Raw genomic sequence first — 20,467 nt, forward strand, 5'->3', positions numbered from 1 at the left:
ATTCAGATGGGCCTGGACTTCACCCTGGTCGCCGAAGTTGAAGATCTGGTCGCCGGCGTTGATGAAGTCGGTCGCGGCCCGCTTTGTGGTGCAGTGGTGACAGCCGCGGTGATCCTCGATCCGAACCGTCCGATTCTGGGCCTGAATGATTCGAAGAAGCTCACGGAAGCACGCCGCGAAAAGCTCTACGACGAGATCTGCGAAAAAGCCCTGAGCTGGTGCATCGCTCGCGCCGAAGTCGAAGAAATCGACGAGCTGAACATCTTGCACGCCACCATGCTGGCCATGCAGCGCGCGGTCGAAGGCCTGCACATCACGCCGAAACTGGCGATGATCGATGGCAATCGTTGCCCGAAGCTGTCGATGCGCGCCGAAGCCGTGGTGCAGGGCGATGGTAAGGTACCAGCCATTGCGGCGGCGTCGATTCTGGCCAAGGTCAGCCGCGACCGCGAGATGGCAGCGTTCGAATTGATTTACCCGGGGTATGGCATCGGTGGCCACAAGGGCTATCCGACGCCCGTTCACCTGGAGGCGCTGGCCCGCTTGGGGCCAACGCCGATTCACCGCCGCTCGTTCGCCCCGGTACGCCTGGCTTACGAGGCGCGGGAAAACCTGATCGAGAGTTAGTCGCAAGGCTGATGTTTTTGCCAAGGCCCGGTACAATCCGGGCCTTGTTGTCTTCACGTTTCTAGTTTCTAGACAGGATCACTATGCCGGCTTCATTCGTTCATCTACGCCTGCACACTGAGTATTCCCTGGTCGACGGTCTGGTGCGGATCAAACCGCTGGTCAAGACCCTGGTCGGCATGAACATGCCTGCCGTAGCGGTCACCGACCAGAACAACATGTGTTCCCTGGTCAAATTCTATAAAGCCGCCATGGGCGCCGGGATCAAGCCGATCTGTGGCGCCGACCTGTGGCTGTCGAACAAGGATCCGGATAACGCTCTGAGCCGGATCAGCCTGCTGGCGATGAACGCCGTCGGTTATCGCAATCTCACCGAACTGATCTCTCGCGGCTTCATCGACGGTCAGCGCAATGGCTCGGTCATCATCGAGCGCGAGTGGGTGGCCGAAGCCAGCGAAGGCTTGATCATGCTGTCGGCGGCAAAAGAAGGCGAGATCGGTCTGGCGATGCTCAGTGGCAACCCGGCCGAAGCGGAAAACCTGGCACGTGAATGGATGGCTGTGTTCCCGGATCGCTTCTACCTGGAAATCCAGCGCACCAACCGTCCCAACGACGAAGAACAGTTGCACGGTGCCGTGGCCCTGGCTGAAAAAATCGGTGCGCCGCTGGTCGCGACCAACGACGTGCGCTTCATCAAGCAGGAAGACTTCGCTGCTCACGAAACGCGCGTTTGCATCGGTGAGGGCCGCGCCCTCGATGATCCGCGGCGTTCGAAAAATTACAGCGATCAGCAATACCTCAAAAGCGCCGAGGAAATGGCCGAGCTGTTCAGCGACATTCCCGAAGCGCTGGAAAACACCGTCGAGATTGCCAAGCGCTGCAATATCGAAGTGAAGCTGGGCACTCACTTCCTGCCCAACTTCCCGATCCCCGATGGCATGACCATCGACGAGTATTTCCGCAAGGTTTCCTTCGATGGTCTGGAAGATCGCCTCAGCGTTCTGCTGCCCAAGGACACCACCGAAGACTACGAAACCAAGCGTCAGGTCTACGTCGACCGGCTGAATTTCGAGCTGGATATCATCATCCAGATGGGGTTCCCCGGTTACTTCCTGATCGTTATGGACTTTATCCAGTGGGCCAAGAGCAACGGCGTGCCGGTTGGCCCAGGCCGTGGGTCGGGTGCCGGGTCGCTGGTGGCCTACGTGCAGAAGATCACTGACCTTGACCCGCTGGAATATGACCTGCTGTTCGAACGTTTCCTTAACCCGGAACGGGTATCCATGCCCGACTTCGACGTCGACTTCTGCATGGACGGTCGTGACCGCGTGATCGATTACGTGGCCGAAAAATACGGCCGCAACGCGGTTAGCCAGATCATCACCTTCGGTTCCATGGCGGCAAAGGCTGTGGTCCGTGACGTGGCGCGGGTACAGGGCAAGTCTTACGGCCTGGCGGATCGTCTGTCGAAGATGATCCCGTTCGAAGTCGGCATGACCCTGGAAAAGGCCTACGAACAGGAAGAAATCCTGCGTGACTTCATCAAGGTTGATGAAGAGGCCGCGGAAATCTGGGAAATGGCCCGCAAGCTTGAAGGCGTTGTGCGTAACGTCGGTAAGCACGCCGGTGGTGTTGTTATTGCCCCGACCAAGCTGACCGACTTCTCGCCGATTTATTGCGATGAGGCCGGTGATGGTCTGGTCACCCAGTTCGACAAGGATGACGTTGAGGCGGCGGGTCTGGTGAAGTTCGACTTCCTCGGTCTGCGGACCCTGACGGTCATCGACTGGGCGCTGAAAACCATCAACCGTGATCGCGCCAAGGTTGATGAGCCGCCGCTGGATATCGCGTTCATCCCGCTGGATGACAAGCCGACTTACCAGTTGCTGCAAAAAGCCGAAACCACCGCAGTGTTCCAGCTTGAGTCGCGTGGCATGAAAGAGCTGATCAAAAAGCTCAAGCCCGACTGCCTGGAAGACTTGATCGCACTGGTGGCCCTGTTCCGTCCGGGCCCGTTGCAATCGGGCATGGTGGACGACTTTATCAACCGTAAGCACGGTCGCGCCGAACTCGCGTACCCGCACTCGGACTACCAGTACGAAGGCCTCAAGCCGGTTCTGGCACCGACTTACGGCATCATCCTGTATCAGGAACAGGTGATGCAGATTGCCCAGGTCATGGCCGGTTACACTCTCGGCGGCGCGGACATGCTGCGTCGAGCCATGGGTAAGAAAAAACCCGAAGAAATGGCCAAGCAGCGCGGCGGTTTCATTGAAGGTTGCAAGACCAACAATATCGAAGCCGACCTGGCCGGGAACATTTTCGACCTGGTAGAGAAATTCGCCGGCTACGGCTTCAACAAATCCCACTCCGCTGCTTATGGCCTGGTGTCATACCAGACCGCTTGGCTAAAAACGCACTACCCGGCGCCATTCATGGCCGCGGTACTGTCGGCGGATATGCACAACACCGACAAGGTCGTGACCTTGATCGAAGAAATTCGCACCATGAAGCTGCGTCTCGACGCGCCGGATGTGAATACTTCGGAGTTCAAGTTCACGGTGAATGACGAAGGCCGGATTATTTACGGCCTCGGCGCGATCAAAGGTGTGGGCGAAGGTCCGGTGGAAGCCATCACCGAGGCGCGTCAGGAAGGTCCGTTCAAGGATCTGTTCGATTTCTGCGCCCGTGTCGACCTCAAACGTATCAACAAGCGCACCCTGGACGGTTTGATTCGCAGCGGTGCGCTGGATCGTCTGGGGCCTTACTTCCATGACGAGCAGAAAGCCTATCAGGCCAACATCGACCGCAATCGCGCGGTCCTGCTGAACGCCATGGAAGGGGCGATCAAGGCGGCCGAACAAACCGCGCGTACTCATGACAGCGGTCATGTCGATCTGTTTGGCGGCCTGTTCGTCGAAGAAGATGCCGACGTCTACGCCAATCACCGCAAAGCCAAGGAACTGACCCTCAAGGAACGCCTGAAAGGGGAGAAAGACACCCTGGGCCTGTACCTGACCGGTCACCCGATCGACGAATATGAAGGTGAGATCCGCCGTTTCGCCCGTCAGCGCATCATCGACCTGAAACCGGCCCGTGATACCCAGACCGTCGCGGGCATGATCATCGCCCTGCGAGTTATGAAGAACAAAAAGGGCGACAAGATGGGTTTCATCACCCTCGACGACCGCTCCGGGCGGATCGAGGCCTCGCTGTTCGCCGAAGCATTCCATTCGGCGCAATCGTTGTTGCAGACTGACGCGATGGTGGTGGTCGAAGGCGAAGTCAGCAACGACGATTTCTCCGGTGGCTTGCGGCTGCGGGTCAAGCGGGTGATGAGCATGGAAGATGCGCGCACCAACCTGGCCGAAAGCCTGCGCTTGAAGCTGCAGACCCAGGATTTGAAAGGCGATCAGCTACGCTGGCTCGGTGAGTTGTTCAAGCGTCACCGTGGCGCGTGTCCGATCACCATGGAATACACCAGTCCCGATGCGAAGGCCTTGCTGCAGTTCGGCGAGACCTGGCGGATCGACCCGGCGGATGCCTTGATTCAAGCCCTGCGTGACCAGTTCGGGCGAGACAACGTCTTCCTCCAATACCGTTGATGGTCAGGTGCCGCTCTTCCAAAAGGGAGCAGCTCTGATCTCGACCCAATTTTTAATCTCGACCTGAACGCGCCTCTCCCTTAAGGTAGGCGCGAATAGACAACCGGCCGGCCCAAGCTCTCTTGGATGTCGACCCAAGACGGACGCCTATGAACCCGAATTTTCTAGATTTCGAACAGCCGATCGCCGACCTGCAAGCCAAGATCGAAGAGTTGCGCTTGGTCGGTAATGACAATTCGCTGAATATCGGCGATGAGATCTCCCGCCTGCAGGACAAAAGCAGCACGCTGACCGAAGACATCTTCGGCAAGCTGACCAGCTGGCAGATCGCGCGTCTGGCGCGTCACCCGAAACGTCCGTACACCCTGGACTACATCGAACACATCTTCACCGAGTTCGACGAACTGCACGGCGACCGTCACTTCTCCGACGATGCTGCGATCGTGGGCGGCATTGCCCGTCTGGACGACCAGCCGGTAATGATCATCGGTCACCAGAAGGGCCGTGAAGTGCGCGAGAAAGTTCGCCGCAACTTCGGCATGCCGCGTCCGGAAGGCTACCGCAAGGCGTGCCGCCTGATGGAAATGGCCGAACGTTTCAAGATGCCGATCCTGACCTTCATCGACACCCCGGGCGCTTACCCTGGTATCGACGCTGAAGAGCGCAACCAGAGCGAAGCGATTGCCTGGAACCTGCGCGTCATGGCGCGCCTGAAAACCCCAATCATCGCCACCGTGATCGGTGAGGGTGGTTCCGGTGGTGCTCTGGCGATCGGCGTTTGCGATCAACTGAACATGTTGCAGTACTCGACTTACGCGGTGATTTCGCCGGAAGGTTGCGCCTCGATTCTGTGGAAGACCGCCGAGAAAGCGCCGGACGCTGCAGAAGCCATGGGTATCACTGCCGAGCGCCTGAAAGGCTTGGGCATTGTGGATAAAGTGATCGGCGAGCCTTTGGGCGGCGCGCACCGTAATCCGGCCGCTGCGGCCGCATCGATCCGTGCCGAGCTGAGCTCGCAGCTGGCGATGTTGAAGAAGTTCGATAACGAAGCGCTGTTGGCTCGCCGTTACGAGCGTCTGATGAGCTACGGTCTCTGATCTGACCTCGCTTTACCCATGTGGGAGCGAGCCTGCTCGCGAAAGCGGTATAACAGCCAACAAATATGTTGAATGTTAAGCAGCCTTCGCGAGCAGGCTCGCTCCCACGTTGGGTCTAGGTGAGACGACCGACCTATGAATTCTTCGAAGATTGATCTGCCTGCCAGGCTTCTACTGAATCTAGCTCCATGGCGCAACGCCACAACCTGGCACGTCGCCTTCTCCGGTGGTCTCGACTCCACCGTTCTGCTGCACCTTCTCGTACACCTCGCAAAAACAGAATCCCTGCCGGCGCTAAGCGCCATCCATGTTCATCACGGCCTTCAGGCTGTGGCTGATGCGTGGCCGGACCATTGTCAGTCGGTCTGTGATGCGCTGGGTGTGGCGCTGCAGGTTGTTCGTGTGCAGGTTCAACCCGGCGCCAGCCTTGAGCGTGCTGCCCGGGATGCGCGATATGCCGCGTTCATCGAGGCGACTCAGGCCAATGAAGTGTTGATGACCGCCCAGCATCGCGACGATCAGGCGGAAACGTTGTTATTTCGGCTGTTGCGTGGGGCCGGGGTGAGGGGATTGTCTGGGATGCCACGCCAGCGCCCTCTTGGTAAAGGGCAGCTGCTGCGGCCATTGCTCGATGTCACGCGGGCTGAACTTGAAGCTTATGCAGCGGAGCATCGGCTGAGCTGGATCGAAGACCCATCGAACCAGGATCGGCAATTCTCGCGAAATTACCTGCGCCTTCAGGTATTCCCGGTATTGACCAAGCGCTGGCCACAAGCGGTAACGACCATGGCCCGCAGCGCTGCGCACCTGAGCGAAGCGCAGGGATTGCTCGATGAGCTTGCGCAAATCGACCTGGCCGGCGCCAGCACTGCCAATGATTTTGATTGGCTGGGATTGCCGTCCCTGGAACTGGGAGCATTGGAAACGCTGTCCGCTGCTCGCCAGCGTAATGCCTTAAGTCATTGGCTCGAACCGCTGACGCGACTGCCGGACAGTGACCATTGGTCGGGTTGGGAGAATTTACGTGATGCCACCGGTGATGCCTGCCCGATCTGGCGGCTGGCGGAGGGCGAGCTGCATCGGGCGGGTGGGCGTATCTGGTGGTTGTCCGGCAGTTGGTTGCGCACGTCGCCCGCCGTTGGAAACTGGCTTGATCCCTCGCGATCACTGGTGTTGCCGGACAACGGTGTGCTCACACTCAGCGGCCAAATCCCCGATGGCCTGCTGCATATCCGCTATCGTGAGGGAGGTGAGGTGATGAATTTGCCCGGTCGCGGCCATCGCGATCTGAAGCGATTGCTCAATGAAAGCGGCGTGCCGGGTTTCGTCCGTGGCAGATTGCCGCTGCTCTACCGAGACGAGCAATTGCTGGCGGTGGCCAACCTGCGGGGCTTGGACGGCATTGCAAAGGACCGCTGGAATTTGCATTGGCAGCCGCCGCACGAAGATCAAGGTTTGAGCTGAAAGGGGCTTTCCGGTAGACTACGCTCCCTTCTTGATACAACTTCTGTGGATTCGCCTGAATTGCAGGAGTTGCCGATTACCAAGCAGTCTTTGCTGGGCGATTCCAAAAAATGTGTAGCGAGCAACGTACCGGTGTTTCATCTTCCGGTCTGTCCCAACGCGGCGGTTTTTTTGAAAGGTGCACTGTGATTAATGCAGGTGATCGGGGGCTTCGGCCTTCCTTCGCTTTCCCCGGCGGCTCGGACCGCTTTAACGCAGACTTCTAGGGTTTTTCATGACGCGCTACATATTCGTCACGGGCGGTGTTGTTTCTTCATTGGGGAAAGGCATCGCATCGGCTTCATTGGCGGCCATCCTGGAGGCGCGGGGACTTAAGGTCACCATGCTGAAGCTGGACCCGTACATCAACGTTGACCCGGGCACCATGAGCCCGTTCCAGCACGGTGAAGTGTTCGTCACCCACGACGGCGCCGAGACCGACCTGGACCTGGGCCACTACGAGCGGTTCATCCGCACGACCATGACCCAGAACAACAACTTCACCACCGGCCGTGTCTACGAACACGTCCTGCGCAAAGAGCGCCGTGGTGATTACCTGGGCGCCACCATTCAGGTGATCCCGCACATCACCGACGAAATCAAGCGCCGGATCATCAAGGGCGCCGGCGATGCCGACGTGGCCATGGTCGAGATCGGTGGCACCGTGGGTGACATCGAGTCCCAGCCGTTCCTCGAAGCCATTCGTCAATTGCGTTTCGAAGTCGGCGCCAAGCGCGCGATGCTGATGCACCTGACACTGGTGCCGTACATCGCCACTGCCGGCGAAACCAAAACCAAGCCTACTCAGCACTCGGTCAAGGAACTGCGTTCCATCGGCCTGCAGCCTGACGTGCTGGTCTGCCGTTCCGATCACCCGATCGACATCTCCTCGCGTCGCAAGATCGCTCAGTTCACCAACGTTGAAGAACGTGCGGTGATTGCGCTGGAAGACGCCGACACCATCTACAAGATCCCGGGCATCCTGCACTCCCAGGGCCTGGATGATTTCGTTGTCGAGCGTTTCGGCCTGCAATGTGGCGGCGCCGATCTGTCCGAGTGGGAAGCCGTGGTCGACGCCAAGCTCAACCCTGAGCATGAAGTCACCATCGCCATGGTCGGTAAGTACATGGAACTGCTGGACGCCTACAAGTCGCTGATCGAAGCGATGAGTCACGCCGGCATCAGCAACCGCACCAAGGTCAACCTGCGCTACATCGACTCCGAAGACATCGAAAACCAGGGCACTGCGCTGCTGGAAGGTGTCGACGCGATTCTGGTACCTGGCGGCTTCGGTCTGCGTGGCGTGGAAGGCAAGATCACTGCCGTTCAATACGCTCGCGAAAACAAGATTCCGTACCTGGGCATTTGCCTGGGCATGCAAGTGGCCGTGATCGAGTTCGCTCGTAACGTGCTGGGCTGGAAAGACGCCAACTCCACCGAGTTCGATCGTGCCAGCGGTCATCCGGTCGTGGGGCTGATCACCGAGTGGGAAGATGCCACTGGCGCCGTCGAAACCCGTACCGAAACGTCAGATCTGGGCGGCACCATGCGCCTTGGCGCTCAGGATTGCCTGCTGGAGCCGGGTTCTCTGGTGCATGATTGCTACGCCAAGGACGTGATCGTCGAGCGTCACCGTCACCGCTACGAAGTGAACAACAACCTGCTGCCGCAAATCATGGAGGCCGGCCTGAAAATCACCGGCCGTTCCGGTGATGGCGCCCTGGTAGAAGTGGTTGAAGCCCCGGATCATCCATGGTTCGTTGCTTGCCAGTTCCACCCTGAGTTCACCTCGACACCACGCGACGGTCACCCGTTGTTCAGCGGTTTCGTTAAAGCAGCTTTGATTCAACACCAGAAGAAGGCGTAAATCCGATGGCGCAGAAGATCATCCGCGTAGGCGATATCGAGATTGCCAACGACAAGCCAATGGTGCTTTTCGGTGGCATGAACGTGCTGGAAAGCCGCGACATGGCGATGCAGGTCTGCGAAGAGTACGTAAAGGTCACCGAGAAACTCGGTATCCCTTACGTGTTCAAGGCCAGCTTCGACAAGGCCAACCGTTCCTCCGTGACCTCTTACCGGGGCCCCGGCCTGGAAGAGGGCATGCGGATTTTCCAGGACATCAAGCAAGCTTTCGGCGTACCGATCATCACTGACGTCCACGAGCCTGATCAGGCCGCGGTCGTCGCTGAAGTCTGCGATATCATCCAGCTGCCGGCCTTCTTGTCGCGCCAGACCGACCTTGTGGTCGCGATGGCCAAGACCGGTGCGGTGATCAACATCAAAAAAGCCCAGTTCCTCGCGCCTCAGGAAATGAAGCACATCCTGAGCAAATGCGTGGAAGCGGGTAACGATCAGTTGATCCTTTGCGAACGCGGTTCGAGCTTCGGTTACAACAACCTGGTCGTCGACATGCTCGGCTTCGGCATCATGAAGCAGTTCGAATACCCGGTGTTTTTCGACGTGACCCACGCGCTGCAAATGCCCGGCGGTCGCTCCGATTCCGCCGGCGGTCGCCGCGCTCAGGTCACCGACCTGGCAAAAGCCGGTATGAGCCAGTCGTTGGCCGGCCTGTTCCTCGAAGCACACCCGGACCCGGACAACGCCAAATGCGACGGCCCTTGCGCCTTGCGTCTGGACAAACTGGAGCCATTCCTGGCCCAGCTCAAAGCTTTGGACGAACTGGTGAAGAGTTTTCCGACGGTAGAAACCGCGTAATCCTCATTTCTCCGGTAAAGTACCGCACGAATTAATGCTCAGGCCCTCGGGTCTGAGCCTTATCGTCCGCAAGTCTGCCCGCTGCACATTACTTGCCGGCGATACAAGATTTCCTTCAGCTGCGTCGTTTTCGTCAACTTTGGAGTGTTTACAACAATGGCAAAAATCGTCGACATCAAAGGTCGTGAAGTTCTCGACTCCCGTGGCAACCCCACCGTGGAAGCGGACGTGCTTCTCGATAACGGCATCATCGGCAGTGCTTGCGCGCCGTCCGGTGCTTCCACTGGCTCGCGTGAAGCGCTCGAGCTGCGTGATGGCGACAAGAGCCGTTACCTGGGCAAGGGCGTACTCAAAGCCGTCGCCAACATCAACGGTCCGATCCGCGACCTGTTGAAAGGTGCAGACCCAAGCGACCAGAAAGCGCTGGATCACGCGATGATCAAGCTCGACGGTACTGAAAACAAAGGTTCCCTGGGCGCCAACGCGATCCTCGCCGTTTCCCTGGCAGCCGCCAAGGCAGCCGCACAGGACCAGGACCTGCCGCTGTACGCGCACATCGCCAACCTGAACGGCACCCCGGGTGTTTACTCGATGCCGGTTCCGATGATGAACATCATCAACGGTGGCGAGCACGCCGATAACAACGTCGACATCCAGGAGTTCATGGTTCAGCCAGTTGGCGCCAAGTCTTTCTCGGAAGGTCTGCGCATGGGCACCGAGATTTTCCATCACCTCAAAGCTGTTCTGAAGGCCCGTGGCCTGAGCACTGCAGTGGGTGACGAAGGTGGTTTCGCACCGAACCTGGCCTCCAACGAAGACGCTTTGAAAGTGATCTCCGAAGCCGTGGCCAATGCCGGTTACAAGCTGGGCACCGACGTGACCCTGGCTCTGGACTGCGCTGCCAGCGAATTCTACGAAGACGGTAAATACAACCTGTCCGGCGAAGGCCAGGTGTTCACCGCTGAAGGTTTCGCTGACTACCTGAAAGGCCTGACCGAGCGTTACCCGATCATCTCGATCGAAGACGGTCTGGACGAGTCCGACTGGGCTGGCTGGAAAATCCTCACCGACAAGATCGGCGAGAAAACTCAGCTGGTAGGCGACGACCTGTTCGTCACCAACACCAAGATCCTGAAAGAAGGCATCGATAAAAAGATCGCCAACTCGATCCTGATCAAGTTCAACCAGATCGGCACCCTGACCGAAACCCTGGAAGCCATCCAGATGGCCAAGGCCGCTGGTTACACTGCCGTCATCTCGCACCGCTCCGGCGAAACCGAAGATTCGACCATTGCCGACCTGGCTGTGGGCACCGCGGCTGGCCAGATCAAGACCGGTTCCCTGTGCCGTTCGGATCGTGTTTCCAAGTACAACCAACTGCTGCGTATCGAAGAGCAGTTGAATGGCAAAGCCAAGTACAACGGTCGCAGCGAATTCCGCGGTTAATAGAGTGCCGAGCCTCGCCAATACTGCTCCTTTTTGACGAGTGTCTGTTGCCGTCATACTGCGTTGCCGCTCCTCGCCATAGCCAGCTATGACTCGTCGCGGCGCCTTGTCTGACGACAACAGTCACTCGTCAAAAAAGGAGCGTATTGGTGAGGCTCGGCACTAACGTGGTAAAAAGACACCGGATTGTGTCGGAAAAATCGCTACAGCGATGGATTTGCCACTAATCTGATGCCTTATAAGCACAAGCCTGGGTCTTCCAGGCTTCGTGCTATCAGAAGCTTCAAAGTTTTGGCATGGCTGTCTTTTTTCACTGGATACCTGATATTCGATGCGCAGTCCCAATTGGTTGTTCCTCGTCTTGCTCCTGCTGCTGGCTGGCCTGCAATACCGCCTGTGGGTGGGTAATGGCAGTCTGGCGCAAGTGGCCGAACTGACTCAGCAGATCGCAGATCAACACGCTGAGAACGAGGGGCTGCTTGAGCGCAATCGGGTGATGGACGCTGAAGTCAGTGAATTGAAAAAGGGCATGGAGACCGTTGAAGAGCGGGCTCGTCATGAGTTGGGCATGGTCAAGGACGGTGAAACCCTTTACCAGTTGGCTCAATGAATCCCTCGTTACCGGCCTTCTGGGCTGTAATTCCTGCCGCGGGCGTCGGTGCCCGTATGGCCGCGGACCGTCCCAAGCAATACTTGCAATTGGGCGGGCGCACTATTCTCGAACACAGCCTCGGCTGTTTCCTTGATCATCCTTCCCTGAAAGGGTTGGTGGTCAGTCTTGCTGTTGATGATCCTTACTGGCCGAACCTGGCGTGTGCTTGCGATCCGCGAATTCAGCGGGTTGAAGGTGGTTCCGAGCGTTCCGGGTCGGTACTCAATGCGTTGCTGCATTTGCATGCGCAAGGCGCTGACGATGAGGATTGGGTGTTGGTTCACGATGCCGCACGGCCGAATCTGAGTCGTGATGATCTGGACAAGTTGCTGGGTGAACTCGCAGATGATCCGGTTGGCGGACTGCTGGCGGTTCCGGCACGCGATACCCTCAAACGGGTCGACAAGCACGGTCGCGTGGTCGAAACCGTGGATCGCAGTGTGATCTGGCAAGCCTATACGCCGCAGATGTTTCGCCTTGGCGCGTTGCATCGGGCGTTGGCCGACAGTCTGGTGGCCGACGCGGTCATCACTGACGAAGCTTCGGCGATGGAGTGGGCAGGCCTGGCGCCGCGCCTGATCGAAGGTCGGTCCGACAACCTCAAGGTTACGCGTCCCGAAGATCTCGAATGGTTGCGCCAACGCTGGTCCAACCGTCGCTAAGCTGCATACTCCGGCCTTTGCGCCAATCCTTCCTTCAAGTAATCAACCAACTTGCGCACTTTGGGCGAGAGATGCCGCTGCTGTGGATAAAGCGCCCACACGGCGGTGTTCGGCGGTTGGTGGGCTTCCAGCAGCGAAATCAACTCACCGTTTTTCAGATGCTCCAGCACGTAGTAGTCCGGTAACTGACACAGACCCACGCCCTGTAACGCCGCATCCAACACGGCTTGCCCACTGTTGCAGCGCCAGTTTCCCTGTACTCGCTGGGAAAATTCCCGCCCGTTCTGTTCCAGTTGCCAGAGGTCCGAGCTACCGATGAGGCAGTTGTGGCGGCTGAGTTCCGACAAGCTATGCGGGCGGCCGTAGCGTTCCAGATAGGACGGCGATGCGCACAGGTACATGCGTCGTGGCGCCAGACGTGTCGCTACCAGCCGCGAGTCTTGCAGACGGCCAAGGCGAATCGCCAGGTCCAGCCCTTCGTGCACGAGGTCGAGTTGACGATTACTCAGTTCGATGTCGATTCGCAGTTGTGGATAGAGCCCCATGAAACGGGTTACCAGCGGCACGATAAAGCGTTCGCCATAGGCCACAGCGCAGGTCATGCGCAGCATGCCTTTAGGTTCGCTAGTCAGGTCACCCACCGCTCGCAGTGCTTCTTCGCGACCATCCTGTAGGCGTTGGCAATGTTGGAGAAAGGTTTGCCCGGCTTCGGTCAGGGTGACCCGGCGGGTGCTGCGATAAAGCAGTCGCGTCTGAAGGCGCTCCTCGAGGCGTACTATTTGTCGACTGACGTGAGAGGACGAAACCCCAAGGCGTTCCGCGGCAGCCGTGAACTGACTGCACTCGGCCACGGCGACGAACTCGTCGATACCTTCCCAGCGGTTTTCGGACATCAAGGATTATCCCTGCATGGCAATAATGTTTTGCTTTTGTCCGGATTATTCACCGTCAGGCGGTGTATTACACTCCCTGTCTCGTTTTTTATTCACTGGAGAATCCACATGATCAAGTCGCGCGCTGCCGTTGCCTTCGAGGCCAAGAAACCCCTCGAGATCGTTGAAGTCGATGTCGCCATGCCCAAGGCCGGTGAAGTCCTGCTGCGTGTGGTTGCCTCCGGTGTCTGCCATACCGACGCCTACACGCTGTCAGGCGCGGACCCGGAAGGTATCTTCCCGTCGATCCTCGGTCACGAAGGTGGCGCGGTGGTTGAGGCGATTGGTGAGGGCGTGACCTCCGTCGCCGTCGGCGATCATGTGATCCCGCTGTACACCCCGGAATGCCGCCAGTGCAAATTCTGTCTGTCGGGTAAAACCAACCTGTGTCAGGCGATTCGCGCGACTCAGGGTAAAGGCCTGATGCCGGATGGCACTTCGCGCTTTTCCTACAAAGGCCAACCAATTTTCCACTACATGGGGACGTCGACGTTCTCCGAGTACACCGTGCTGCCGGAAATCTCCGTCGCCAAAATTCCAAAAGAAGCGCCACTGGAAAAAGTCTGCCTGCTGGGCTGCGGTGTCACCACCGGCATCGGTGCAGTCCTCAATACCGCCAAGGTAAAACCAGGTGATACCGTCGCCATTTTCGGCCTCGGCGGCATCGGCCTGTCGGCGGTGATCGGCGCGGTCAAAGCCAAGGCTGCGCGGATCATCGCCATCGACATCAACCCGGCCAAATTCGAGATCGCCAAGCAGTTGGGTGCAACCGATTGCGTGAACCCGAAAGATTTCGATCGTCCGATTCAGGAAGTCATCGTCGACATGACCGACGGCGGCGTCGACTTTTCCTTCGAATGCATCGGCAACGTCCAATTGATGCGTGCTGCTCTTGAGTGCTGCCACAAAGGTTGGGGCGAGTCGGTGATCATCGGTGTGGCCGGTGCCGGCCAGGAAATATCCACCCGTCCATTCCAACTGGTGACCGGTCGCGTCTGGCGCGGTTCGGCGTTCGGCGGCGTGCGTGGCCGTACCGAGTTGCCAAGCTATGTCGAGATGGCTGAAACCGGCGAAATCCCGCTGGATACTTTCATCACCCACACCATGGGCCTGGAAGATATCAATAAGGCGTTCGACCTGATGCATGAAGGCAAGAGCATCCGTTCCGTCATCCATTTCTGAGGTCGGTCATGAGCCTGGAAAATATCTCCTGCCAGAAAAGCTTCGGCGGCTGGCACAAACGCTATCGGCACCGCTCCGATGTGCTCGGCTGCGACATGGTGTTTGCCGTGTACCTGCCGCCGCAAGCGGAGCTGGGCGGCAAGTTGCCGGTGCTGTACTGGTTGTCCGGCCTGACCTGCACCGACGAAAACTTCATGCAAAAGGCCGGCGCCATGCGCATGGCCGCCGAGCTGGGGCTGATCATCGTTGCTCCGGACACCAGCCCTCGCGGTCCTGATGTGCCGGGTGATCCGGATGGCGCCTGGGACTTCGGTCTCGGCGCCGGGTTTTATCTGAATGCCATGCAGGAACCTTGGTCGCGGCACTATCGGATGCATGACTATGTCGTGCAGGAATTGCCCGCATTGGTCGAAGCCCATTTCCCGGCCTCGGATAAGCGCGGCATCAGCGGTCATTCCATGGGCGGCCACGGCGCGCTGGTTTGCGCGTTGCGTAATCCGGGACGCTATCAGTCGGTGTCGGCGTTCTCTCCAATCAATAATCCGATGGACTGTCCTTGGGGGCAGAAAGCCTTTTCCCGCTACTTGGGGGAAGACCGGTCGAAATGGCGCGAGTGGGATGCTTGCGTCCTGATTGCCGAAGCGAACGAGAAGTTGCCGTTATTGGTCGACCAAGGTGATCGCGACGATTTCCTCGCCACCCAGCTCAAACCTGAAGCCTTGCAACAGGCCGCCAAACTGGCCGGTCATCCGCTGACGTTGCGCTTGCAACCCGGCTACGACCACAGCTATTTCTTCATCTCCAGCTTCATTGATGACCACTTGCAGCATCACGCACGCGCTCTAGGCGCCTAATGCAGGTAGAATCACGCCCTGACAAAAATCGGGGCGTTTTTTTATGCGTATTGGCCACGGCTATGATGTGCACCGTTTCGCTGAAGGCGATTTCATTACTCTGGGCGGCGTGCGCATTGCACACGGCTTCGGGCTGCTCGCTCACTCCGACGGTGACGTCCTGCTGCACGCCTTGAGCGATGCCTTGCTCGGCGCCGCTGCGCTGGGTGATATCGGCAAACATTTTCCGGACACCGACCCGACATACAAGGGCGCCGACAGCCGAGTGCTGTTGCGTCATGTCGTCGCACTGATCCACGCCAAGGGCTGGAAAGTCGGCAACGTCGATAACACCATCGTCGCCCAGGCCCCGAAAATGGCCCCGCATATCGAATCGATGCGCGCGCTGATTGCCGCGGATCTTCAAGTTGAGTTGGATCAAGTGAACGTGAAAGCTACCACCACCGAAAAGCTCGGCTTTGTCGGTCGCGAAGAAGGCATTGCCGTGCACTCCGTTGCCTTGTTGCTGCGCGCATGAACGAACTGCAATTGCTCGGCCCGCGGGCCTATGGCGAAGCCCTCGGCACCGCAGTATTGAAAGCCACGGCGGAAGATTTTCAGGTCGATGAAGTCCTCGACATTCCCCTCAGTGGCGACGGCGAGCACCTATGGATCTGGGTGGAAAAACGCGGGCTGAATACCGAAGAAGCGGCACGACGGATCGCCAAGGCGGCGGGCGTGCCATTGCGCACCGTCAGTTACGCGGGCCTCAAGGATCGTCAGGCGCTGACTCGCCAGTGGTTCAGCGTGCAACTGCCGGGCAAGGCTGATCCTGATCTGTCGGCGGCGGAAAACGATACTCTGAAGATCCTCAAGACCGGCCGGCACAAACGCAAGCTGCAACGCGGTGCTCACTCGGCCAATGGCTTCACGTTGCGACTGACGCAATTCGCTGGCGACAAAGCGGCGATCGACGAGCGTCTGCAACTGATCGCCAAGCAAGGTATTCCCAATTATTTCGGCGCCCAGCGTTTTGGGTTTGACGGCGGTAACGTGGTCGATGCCCGTGCCTGGGCCGCGCGTAAAGCGTTACCAGAGCAGCGCAACGTGCGTTCGCGTCTGCTCTCTACGGCGCGCAGTTTTCTGTTTAATCAGGTGTTGGCGGCGCGTGTCGCCGATGGCAGCTGGCAGCGTGCCCAGGTTGGCGATCTGCTGGCCTTCACCGACAGCCGCAGCTTTTTCCCCGCCGGTGAAGCGGAGTGTAGCGACCCGCGTCTGGCGATTCTCGACCTGCACCCGACCGGTCCGCAGTGGGGCGAAGGTGACTCGCCGGCCACTGGCGCTGTCCATGAACTGGAGCAGGCAATCGCCACTCGCGAAGCGGACTTGCGCGATTGGTTGATTAACGCCGGTATGAGCCACGAACGTCGCATCCTGCGGCTGCCCATTGGTGGGTTGACGTGGCATTATCCCGAGCCTGACATTCTGCAACTGGAATTCGTCCTCCCGGCCGGATGCTTCGCCACCGTATTGGTGCGCGAGCTCGTTGATCTGGTGCCGGTGGGGCAGACGGACAGCCCATGCGTATTCTGATTTCTAACGACGATGGGGTAACCGCACCCGGTCTCGCCGCGCTTTATGCTGCGCTGGCGGATTACACCGAGTGCGTGGTTATCGCCCCGGACCAAGACAAAAGCGGCGCCAGCAGCTCGCTGACGCTCGACCGTCCGTTACACCCGCAAACCCTGGCCAACGGCTTTATCAGCCTCAATGGCACACCGACCGATTGCGTGCACCTGGGCCTCAATGGCTTGCTGGAGCGCGAGCCGGACATGGTGGTTTCAGGCATCAACCTGGGCGCCAACCTGGGTGATGACGTGTTGTATTCCGGCACCGTGGCGGCGGCCCTTGAGGGACGTTTCCTGACGCGTCCTTCGTTTGCCTTTTCGTTGGTCTCACGGCAAGTGGAGAACCTTCCCACCGCCGCGTACTTTGCGCGCAAACTGGTAGAGGCTCACGCGGACCTTGAACTGCCACCGCGTACGGTACTGAACGTGAACATTCCCAATTTGCCGCTGGACCACATCCGCGGTATTCAGCTGACCCGCCTCGGACATCGCGCACGTGCTGCAGCGCCGATGAAAGTGGTCGATCCGCGCGGTAAATCCGGTTACTGGATTGCGGCGGCGGGGGATGCCGAAGACGGCGGCCCTGGCACCGATTTTCATGCGGTGATGCAAGGCTATGTTTCAATCACCCCACTGCAACTGGATCGCACCTTTAATGATGCCTTCAGAAGTCTCGATGGCTGGCTGGAGGGGCTGAACTAATGGCTCGTGAACAAGACGATATTCTGCGTCGTGGCATCGGGATGACCTCACAACGGACCCGTGAGCGCCTTATTCAGCGCCTGTATGAAGAGGGAATTTGCAACGCCAAGGTGCTGGAAGTCATTCGCCGTACACCGCGTCACCTGTTCGTCGACGAGGCGCTGGCTCACCGTGCCTACGAAGACACGGCGCTCCCGATCGGCAATAACCAGACCATCTCGCAGCCTTATATGGTGGCTCGCATGAGCGAGCTGCTGCTGGAGGCAGGTCCTCTCGACAAGGTGATGGAAATCGGCACCGGCTCGGGCTATCAGACGGCGGTGCTGTCGCAACTGGTCGAGCGGGTATTTTCCGTCGAGCGCATCAAGGTTCTGCAGGACCGGGCCAAGGAACGCCTGGTGGAACTGAACCTGCGCAACGTGGTGTTCCGCTGGGGCGATGGCTGGGAAGGCTGGCCGGCGCTGGCACCGTACAACGGCATTATCGTGACTGCGGTGGCGACCGATGTACCTCAGGCGCTGCTTGATCAATTGGCACCGGGAGGGCGGCTGGTGATCCCGGTCGGGTCGGGTGAGGTTCAACAATTGATGCTGATCATCCGGGAAGAACAGGGCTTTTCCAGGCGTGTTCTGGGGGCTGTACGCTTCGTCCCGTTACTCAATGGGCCACTTGCCTGAGCATTTGTTTCAGGGCGCTGAATTCTCTTCGATTGCTCCTGTCTTACAGCGGCATCGATCAGTTAAACGGGATTCATCGTCTGGCAGCAAACGTGTGCGCGAAGCCCTTTCGCTTCATTAAAGGTAAAGCTTGCACGGCCCGTTATACTTGCGACATTTCAACGCCGGAACACGGCAATCCACATTTCAGCCACCACAAAGGGAGCGGCGGGTGAGTCTCACAGTCATTGCGCAGCGAATGGGTAAAACGAGCTTTCAGCGCCTGGTGACTGGCCTTGTCTTGAGCACCTTGCTGGTCGGTTGCTCCAGCAACAAGTCGAGCGATGTACGCGTCGTCGATCGCAACAACGCCGTCGCCCAGCGTCCGGCAGTGACCACGGGTCAATACGTCGTCCGACCTAAAGACACCTTGTTCTCCATTGCCTTTCGCTACGGCTGGGACTACAAAGCCCTCGCAGCACGCAACAACATTCCTACGCCTTATACGATCCATCCGGGTCAGACGATTCGCTTTGACGGTCGCACCGGTTCAACGCCGACGCCGGTGGCCAGCTCCACCGATTCAACGCCTTCTTCGTCGCTGAAAACCACGGTTATCCGACGCCAGCCGAATGGCGCAACCACGAGCACAGCAGTGGTTGCACCGTCCGTCGCCAGCAAGCCGACCCCTGCGCCGATGCCTCCTGCCGGCCCGGCCCCGACCGGCTGGGGATGGCCATCTAATGGCATTCTCATTGGAAAATTCTCTTCAAACGGCAGTTTGAATAAAGGAATTGATATCGCCGGGGATTTGGGACAGCCTGTTTTAGCTGCGTCTGATGGGACGGTGGTATACGCCGGGAGTGGCTTAAGGGGCTACGGCGAATTAGTCATCATCAAACACAGCGATACCTACGTCAGTGCCTACGGACATAACCGCAGGCTGTTGGTTCGGGAGGGGCAGCAGGTCAAGGTCGGACAGACAATTGCCGAAATGGGGTCAACGGGTACAGACCGGGTGAAGCTGCATTTTGAGATTCGCCGACAAGGTAAACCTGTAGATCCGCTGCAATTCCTGCCGCGTCGTTGATCGCTTTCCAGCCTGTTCCGTCGCGTAGAGGGAACAGGCTCCAGCGTTGCCAAGGATAAAGGCGCCGCTTGAGCCTGAGGTCGAACTCACCAAAGGACTATAACAATGGCTCTCAGTAAAGAAGTGCCGGAGTTTGACATCGACGATGAGGTTCTCCTGATGGAGACCGGCATCGGTACGGATTCGATGTCGAATGATGAAGGGGCTGCTCCACCTTCCGTTCGTGCCAAATCCAAACACTCCGCCTCGTTAAAGCAACACAAGTACATTGACTACACGCGTGCGCTCGATGCCACGCAGCTGTACCTCAATGAGATTGGTTTTTCCCCTCTGCTATCCCCCGAAGAAGAAGTTCATTTTGCGCGCTTGTCGCAAAGTGGAGATCCGGCCGGGCGCAAACGCATGATTGAAAGTAACCTGCGGCTGGTGGTGAAAATCGCCCGGCGTTACGTCAATCGTGGTCTGTCGCTGCTTGACCTGATCGAAGAGGGCAACCTCGGTCTTATCCGGGCGGTAGAGAAGTTCGACCCCGAACGCGGCTTCCGCTTTTCGACCTACGCGACCTGGTGGATTCGTCAGACCATCGAGCGCGCGATCATGAATCAGACCCGGACCATCCGGTTGCCGATTCATGTGGTCAAAGAGCTCAACGTGTACCTGCGGGCTGCACGGGAGCTGACGCAAAAACTCGATCACGAACCCTCACCCGAAGAAATTGCCAACCTGCTGGAAAAACCAGTGGGCGAGGTCAAGCGCATGCTCGGCCTGAATGAGCGGGTTTCTTCGGTCGACGTCTCACTGGGTCCGGATTCGGATAAAACCCTGCTGGACACCCTTACCGATGACCGTCCAACCGATCCATGTGAACTGTTGCAGGATGACGACCTGTCCCAGAGCATCGATCAATGGCTCTCGGAGCTGACCGACAAGCAACGTGAAGTGGTGATACGCCGCTTCGGCCTGCGTGGTCATGAGAGCAGCACGCTGGAAGATGTAGGCCTGGAAATTGGCCTGACCCGGGAACGGGTCAGACAGATTCAGGTTGAAGGCCTGAAGCGTCTTCGGGAGATTCTCGAGAAGAATGGCCTGTCGAGCGAGTCGCTGTTTCAATAAGTAATGTGCTGGCTGGCATTA

At 58.5% G+C, this 20,467-nt stretch carries 18 protein-coding genes; 17 read left to right on the forward strand and 1 reads right to left on the reverse strand.

Features of this window, described 5'->3' with window-relative positions:
* From rnhB to ispD, 9 genes are all read left to right on the forward strand, one after another.
* Entirely contained in the window at window positions 1-627 is a 627-nt protein-coding gene (gene rnhB, locus JFU47_RS23365) for a ribonuclease HII (RefSeq protein WP_161990825.1), read from the forward strand.
* 83 nt (window positions 628-710) lie between these two features.
* Entirely contained in the window at window positions 711-4,232 is a 3,522-nt protein-coding gene (gene dnaE / locus JFU47_RS23370; protein WP_140677639.1) for a DNA polymerase III subunit alpha, read from the forward strand.
* Between the two features lie 149 nt (window positions 4,233-4,381).
* Window positions 4,382-5,329 (forward strand): acetyl-CoA carboxylase carboxyltransferase subunit alpha, encoded by a 948-nt coding sequence (locus JFU47_RS23375; protein WP_046046293.1) that lies wholly within the window; start codon window positions 4,382-4,384, stop codon window positions 5,327-5,329.
* Between the two features lie 135 nt (window positions 5,330-5,464).
* Entirely contained in the window at window positions 5,465-6,793 is a 1,329-nt protein-coding gene (gene tilS / locus JFU47_RS23380) for a tRNA lysidine(34) synthetase TilS (protein ID WP_201185933.1), read from the forward strand.
* Window positions 6,794-7,067: 274 nt separating this feature from the next.
* Window positions 7,068-8,699, forward strand: coding sequence for a CTP synthase (locus JFU47_RS23385; protein WP_201185934.1), 1,632 nt, complete (start codon window positions 7,068-7,070; stop codon window positions 8,697-8,699).
* Between the two features lie 5 nt (window positions 8,700-8,704).
* Window positions 8,705-9,550 carry a 3-deoxy-8-phosphooctulonate synthase gene (gene kdsA, locus JFU47_RS23390; protein WP_046054578.1) on the forward strand — a complete coding sequence of 282 codons (846 nt, stop codon included), beginning with the start codon at window positions 8,705-8,707 and terminating at the stop codon, window positions 9,548-9,550.
* 156 nt (window positions 9,551-9,706) lie between these two features.
* Window positions 9,707-10,996, forward strand: a complete 1,290-nt coding sequence (gene eno / locus JFU47_RS23395) for a phosphopyruvate hydratase (RefSeq protein ID WP_008154033.1) — start codon at window positions 9,707-9,709, stop codon at window positions 10,994-10,996.
* A 331-nt stretch (window positions 10,997-11,327) separates the two neighbouring features.
* Complete coding sequence (gene ftsB / locus JFU47_RS23400) at window positions 11,328-11,606, forward strand: cell division protein FtsB (RefSeq protein WP_008028992.1); 279 nt, start codon at window positions 11,328-11,330, stop codon at window positions 11,604-11,606.
* On the forward strand, window positions 11,603-12,310 hold the full coding sequence (gene ispD / locus JFU47_RS23405) for a 2-C-methyl-D-erythritol 4-phosphate cytidylyltransferase (protein ID WP_123365864.1): 708 nt from the start codon (window positions 11,603-11,605) through the stop codon (window positions 12,308-12,310). The genes ftsB and ispD overlap by 4 nt, the downstream gene beginning before the upstream one ends.
* On the opposite strand, the gene JFU47_RS23410 is transcribed toward ispD, so the two are convergent.
* Entirely contained in the window at window positions 12,307-13,203 is an 897-nt protein-coding gene (locus JFU47_RS23410; protein WP_201185936.1) for a LysR substrate-binding domain-containing protein, read from the reverse strand. The two genes, ispD and JFU47_RS23410, sit on opposite strands and share 4 nt — an antisense overlap.
* 108 nt (window positions 13,204-13,311) lie before the next feature.
* On the opposite strand from JFU47_RS23410, the gene JFU47_RS23415 reads away from it, so the two are divergent.
* The 8 genes from JFU47_RS23415 (at window position 13,312) to rpoS (ending at window position 20,446) form a co-directional block, all read left to right on the forward strand.
* Window positions 13,312-14,424 carry an S-(hydroxymethyl)glutathione dehydrogenase/class III alcohol dehydrogenase gene (locus JFU47_RS23415; RefSeq protein WP_033059912.1) on the forward strand — a complete coding sequence of 371 codons (1,113 nt, stop codon included), beginning with the start codon at window positions 13,312-13,314 and terminating at the stop codon, window positions 14,422-14,424.
* 8 nt (window positions 14,425-14,432) lie between these two features.
* Window positions 14,433-15,278: an S-formylglutathione hydrolase gene (fghA, locus tag JFU47_RS23420; RefSeq protein WP_201185939.1), complete on the forward strand. Its 846-nt coding sequence runs from the start codon at window positions 14,433-14,435 to the stop codon at window positions 15,276-15,278.
* A gap of 43 nt (window positions 15,279-15,321) precedes the next feature.
* Window positions 15,322-15,795 (forward strand): 2-C-methyl-D-erythritol 2,4-cyclodiphosphate synthase, encoded by a 474-nt coding sequence (gene ispF / locus JFU47_RS23425; protein ID WP_008154023.1) that lies wholly within the window; start codon window positions 15,322-15,324, stop codon window positions 15,793-15,795.
* Window positions 15,792-16,850: a tRNA pseudouridine(13) synthase TruD gene (gene truD, locus JFU47_RS23430; protein WP_201185941.1), complete on the forward strand. Its 1,059-nt coding sequence runs from the start codon at window positions 15,792-15,794 to the stop codon at window positions 16,848-16,850. The genes ispF and truD overlap by 4 nt, the downstream gene beginning before the upstream one ends.
* Window positions 16,838-17,587: a 5'/3'-nucleotidase SurE gene (gene surE / locus JFU47_RS23435; RefSeq protein WP_123365867.1), complete on the forward strand. Its 750-nt coding sequence runs from the start codon at window positions 16,838-16,840 to the stop codon at window positions 17,585-17,587. Before truD ends, surE begins: the two co-directional genes overlap by 13 nt.
* Window positions 17,588-17,628: 41 nt before the next feature.
* Complete coding sequence (locus JFU47_RS23440; RefSeq protein WP_177327881.1) at window positions 17,629-18,264, forward strand: protein-L-isoaspartate(D-aspartate) O-methyltransferase; 636 nt, start codon at window positions 17,629-17,631, stop codon at window positions 18,262-18,264.
* A 211-nt stretch (window positions 18,265-18,475) separates the two neighbouring features.
* Window positions 18,476-19,333: a peptidoglycan DD-metalloendopeptidase family protein gene (locus JFU47_RS23445; protein WP_140677621.1), complete on the forward strand. Its 858-nt coding sequence runs from the start codon at window positions 18,476-18,478 to the stop codon at window positions 19,331-19,333.
* A 105-nt stretch (window positions 19,334-19,438) separates the two neighbouring features.
* Window positions 19,439-20,446 carry an RNA polymerase sigma factor RpoS gene (rpoS, locus tag JFU47_RS23450; RefSeq protein ID WP_008154012.1) on the forward strand — a complete coding sequence of 336 codons (1,008 nt, stop codon included), beginning with the start codon at window positions 19,439-19,441 and terminating at the stop codon, window positions 20,444-20,446.
* Window positions 20,447-20,467 lie beyond the last annotated feature (21 nt).

The sequence above is a fragment of the Pseudomonas sp. TH39(2020) genome (genome assembly GCF_016650715.1).
GTDB lineage: Bacteria > Pseudomonadota > Gammaproteobacteria > Pseudomonadales > Pseudomonadaceae > Aquipseudomonas > Aquipseudomonas mandelii_C.

Excerpts from the sequence above, each read along its gene's own strand:
- JFU47_RS23440 (WP_177327881.1), top strand. The coding sequence starts at position 17,629 with ATGACCTCACAACGGACCCGTGAGCGCCTTATTCAGCGCCTGTATGAA.
- dnaE (WP_140677639.1), top strand. The coding sequence starts at position 711 with ATGCCGGCTTCATTCGTTCATCTACGCCTGCACACTGAGTATTCCCTG.
- rpoS (WP_008154012.1), top strand. The coding sequence starts at position 19,439 with ATGGCTCTCAGTAAAGAAGTGCCGGAGTTTGACATCGACGATGAGGTT.
- fghA (WP_201185939.1), top strand. The coding sequence starts at position 14,433 with ATGAGCCTGGAAAATATCTCCTGCCAGAAAAGCTTCGGCGGCTGGCAC.
- JFU47_RS23415 (WP_033059912.1), top strand. The coding sequence starts at position 13,312 with ATGATCAAGTCGCGCGCTGCCGTTGCCTTCGAGGCCAAGAAACCCCTC.
- eno (WP_008154033.1), top strand. The coding sequence starts at position 9,707 with ATGGCAAAAATCGTCGACATCAAAGGTCGTGAAGTTCTCGACTCCCGT.
- JFU47_RS23385 (WP_201185934.1), top strand. The coding sequence starts at position 7,068 with ATGACGCGCTACATATTCGTCACGGGCGGTGTTGTTTCTTCATTGGGG.
- truD (WP_201185941.1), top strand. The coding sequence starts at position 15,792 with ATGAACGAACTGCAATTGCTCGGCCCGCGGGCCTATGGCGAAGCCCTC.
- ftsB (WP_008028992.1), top strand. The coding sequence starts at position 11,328 with ATGCGCAGTCCCAATTGGTTGTTCCTCGTCTTGCTCCTGCTGCTGGCT.
- kdsA (WP_046054578.1), top strand. The coding sequence starts at position 8,705 with ATGGCGCAGAAGATCATCCGCGTAGGCGATATCGAGATTGCCAACGAC.
- JFU47_RS23410 (WP_201185936.1), bottom strand. The coding sequence starts at position 13,203 with ATGTCCGAAAACCGCTGGGAAGGTATCGACGAGTTCGTCGCCGTGGCC.
- ispD (WP_123365864.1), top strand. The coding sequence starts at position 11,603 with ATGAATCCCTCGTTACCGGCCTTCTGGGCTGTAATTCCTGCCGCGGGC.
- ispF (WP_008154023.1), top strand. The coding sequence starts at position 15,322 with ATGCGTATTGGCCACGGCTATGATGTGCACCGTTTCGCTGAAGGCGAT.
- surE (WP_123365867.1), top strand. The coding sequence starts at position 16,838 with ATGCGTATTCTGATTTCTAACGACGATGGGGTAACCGCACCCGGTCTC.
- tilS (WP_201185933.1), top strand. The coding sequence starts at position 5,465 with ATGAATTCTTCGAAGATTGATCTGCCTGCCAGGCTTCTACTGAATCTA.
- JFU47_RS23375 (WP_046046293.1), top strand. The coding sequence starts at position 4,382 with ATGAACCCGAATTTTCTAGATTTCGAACAGCCGATCGCCGACCTGCAA.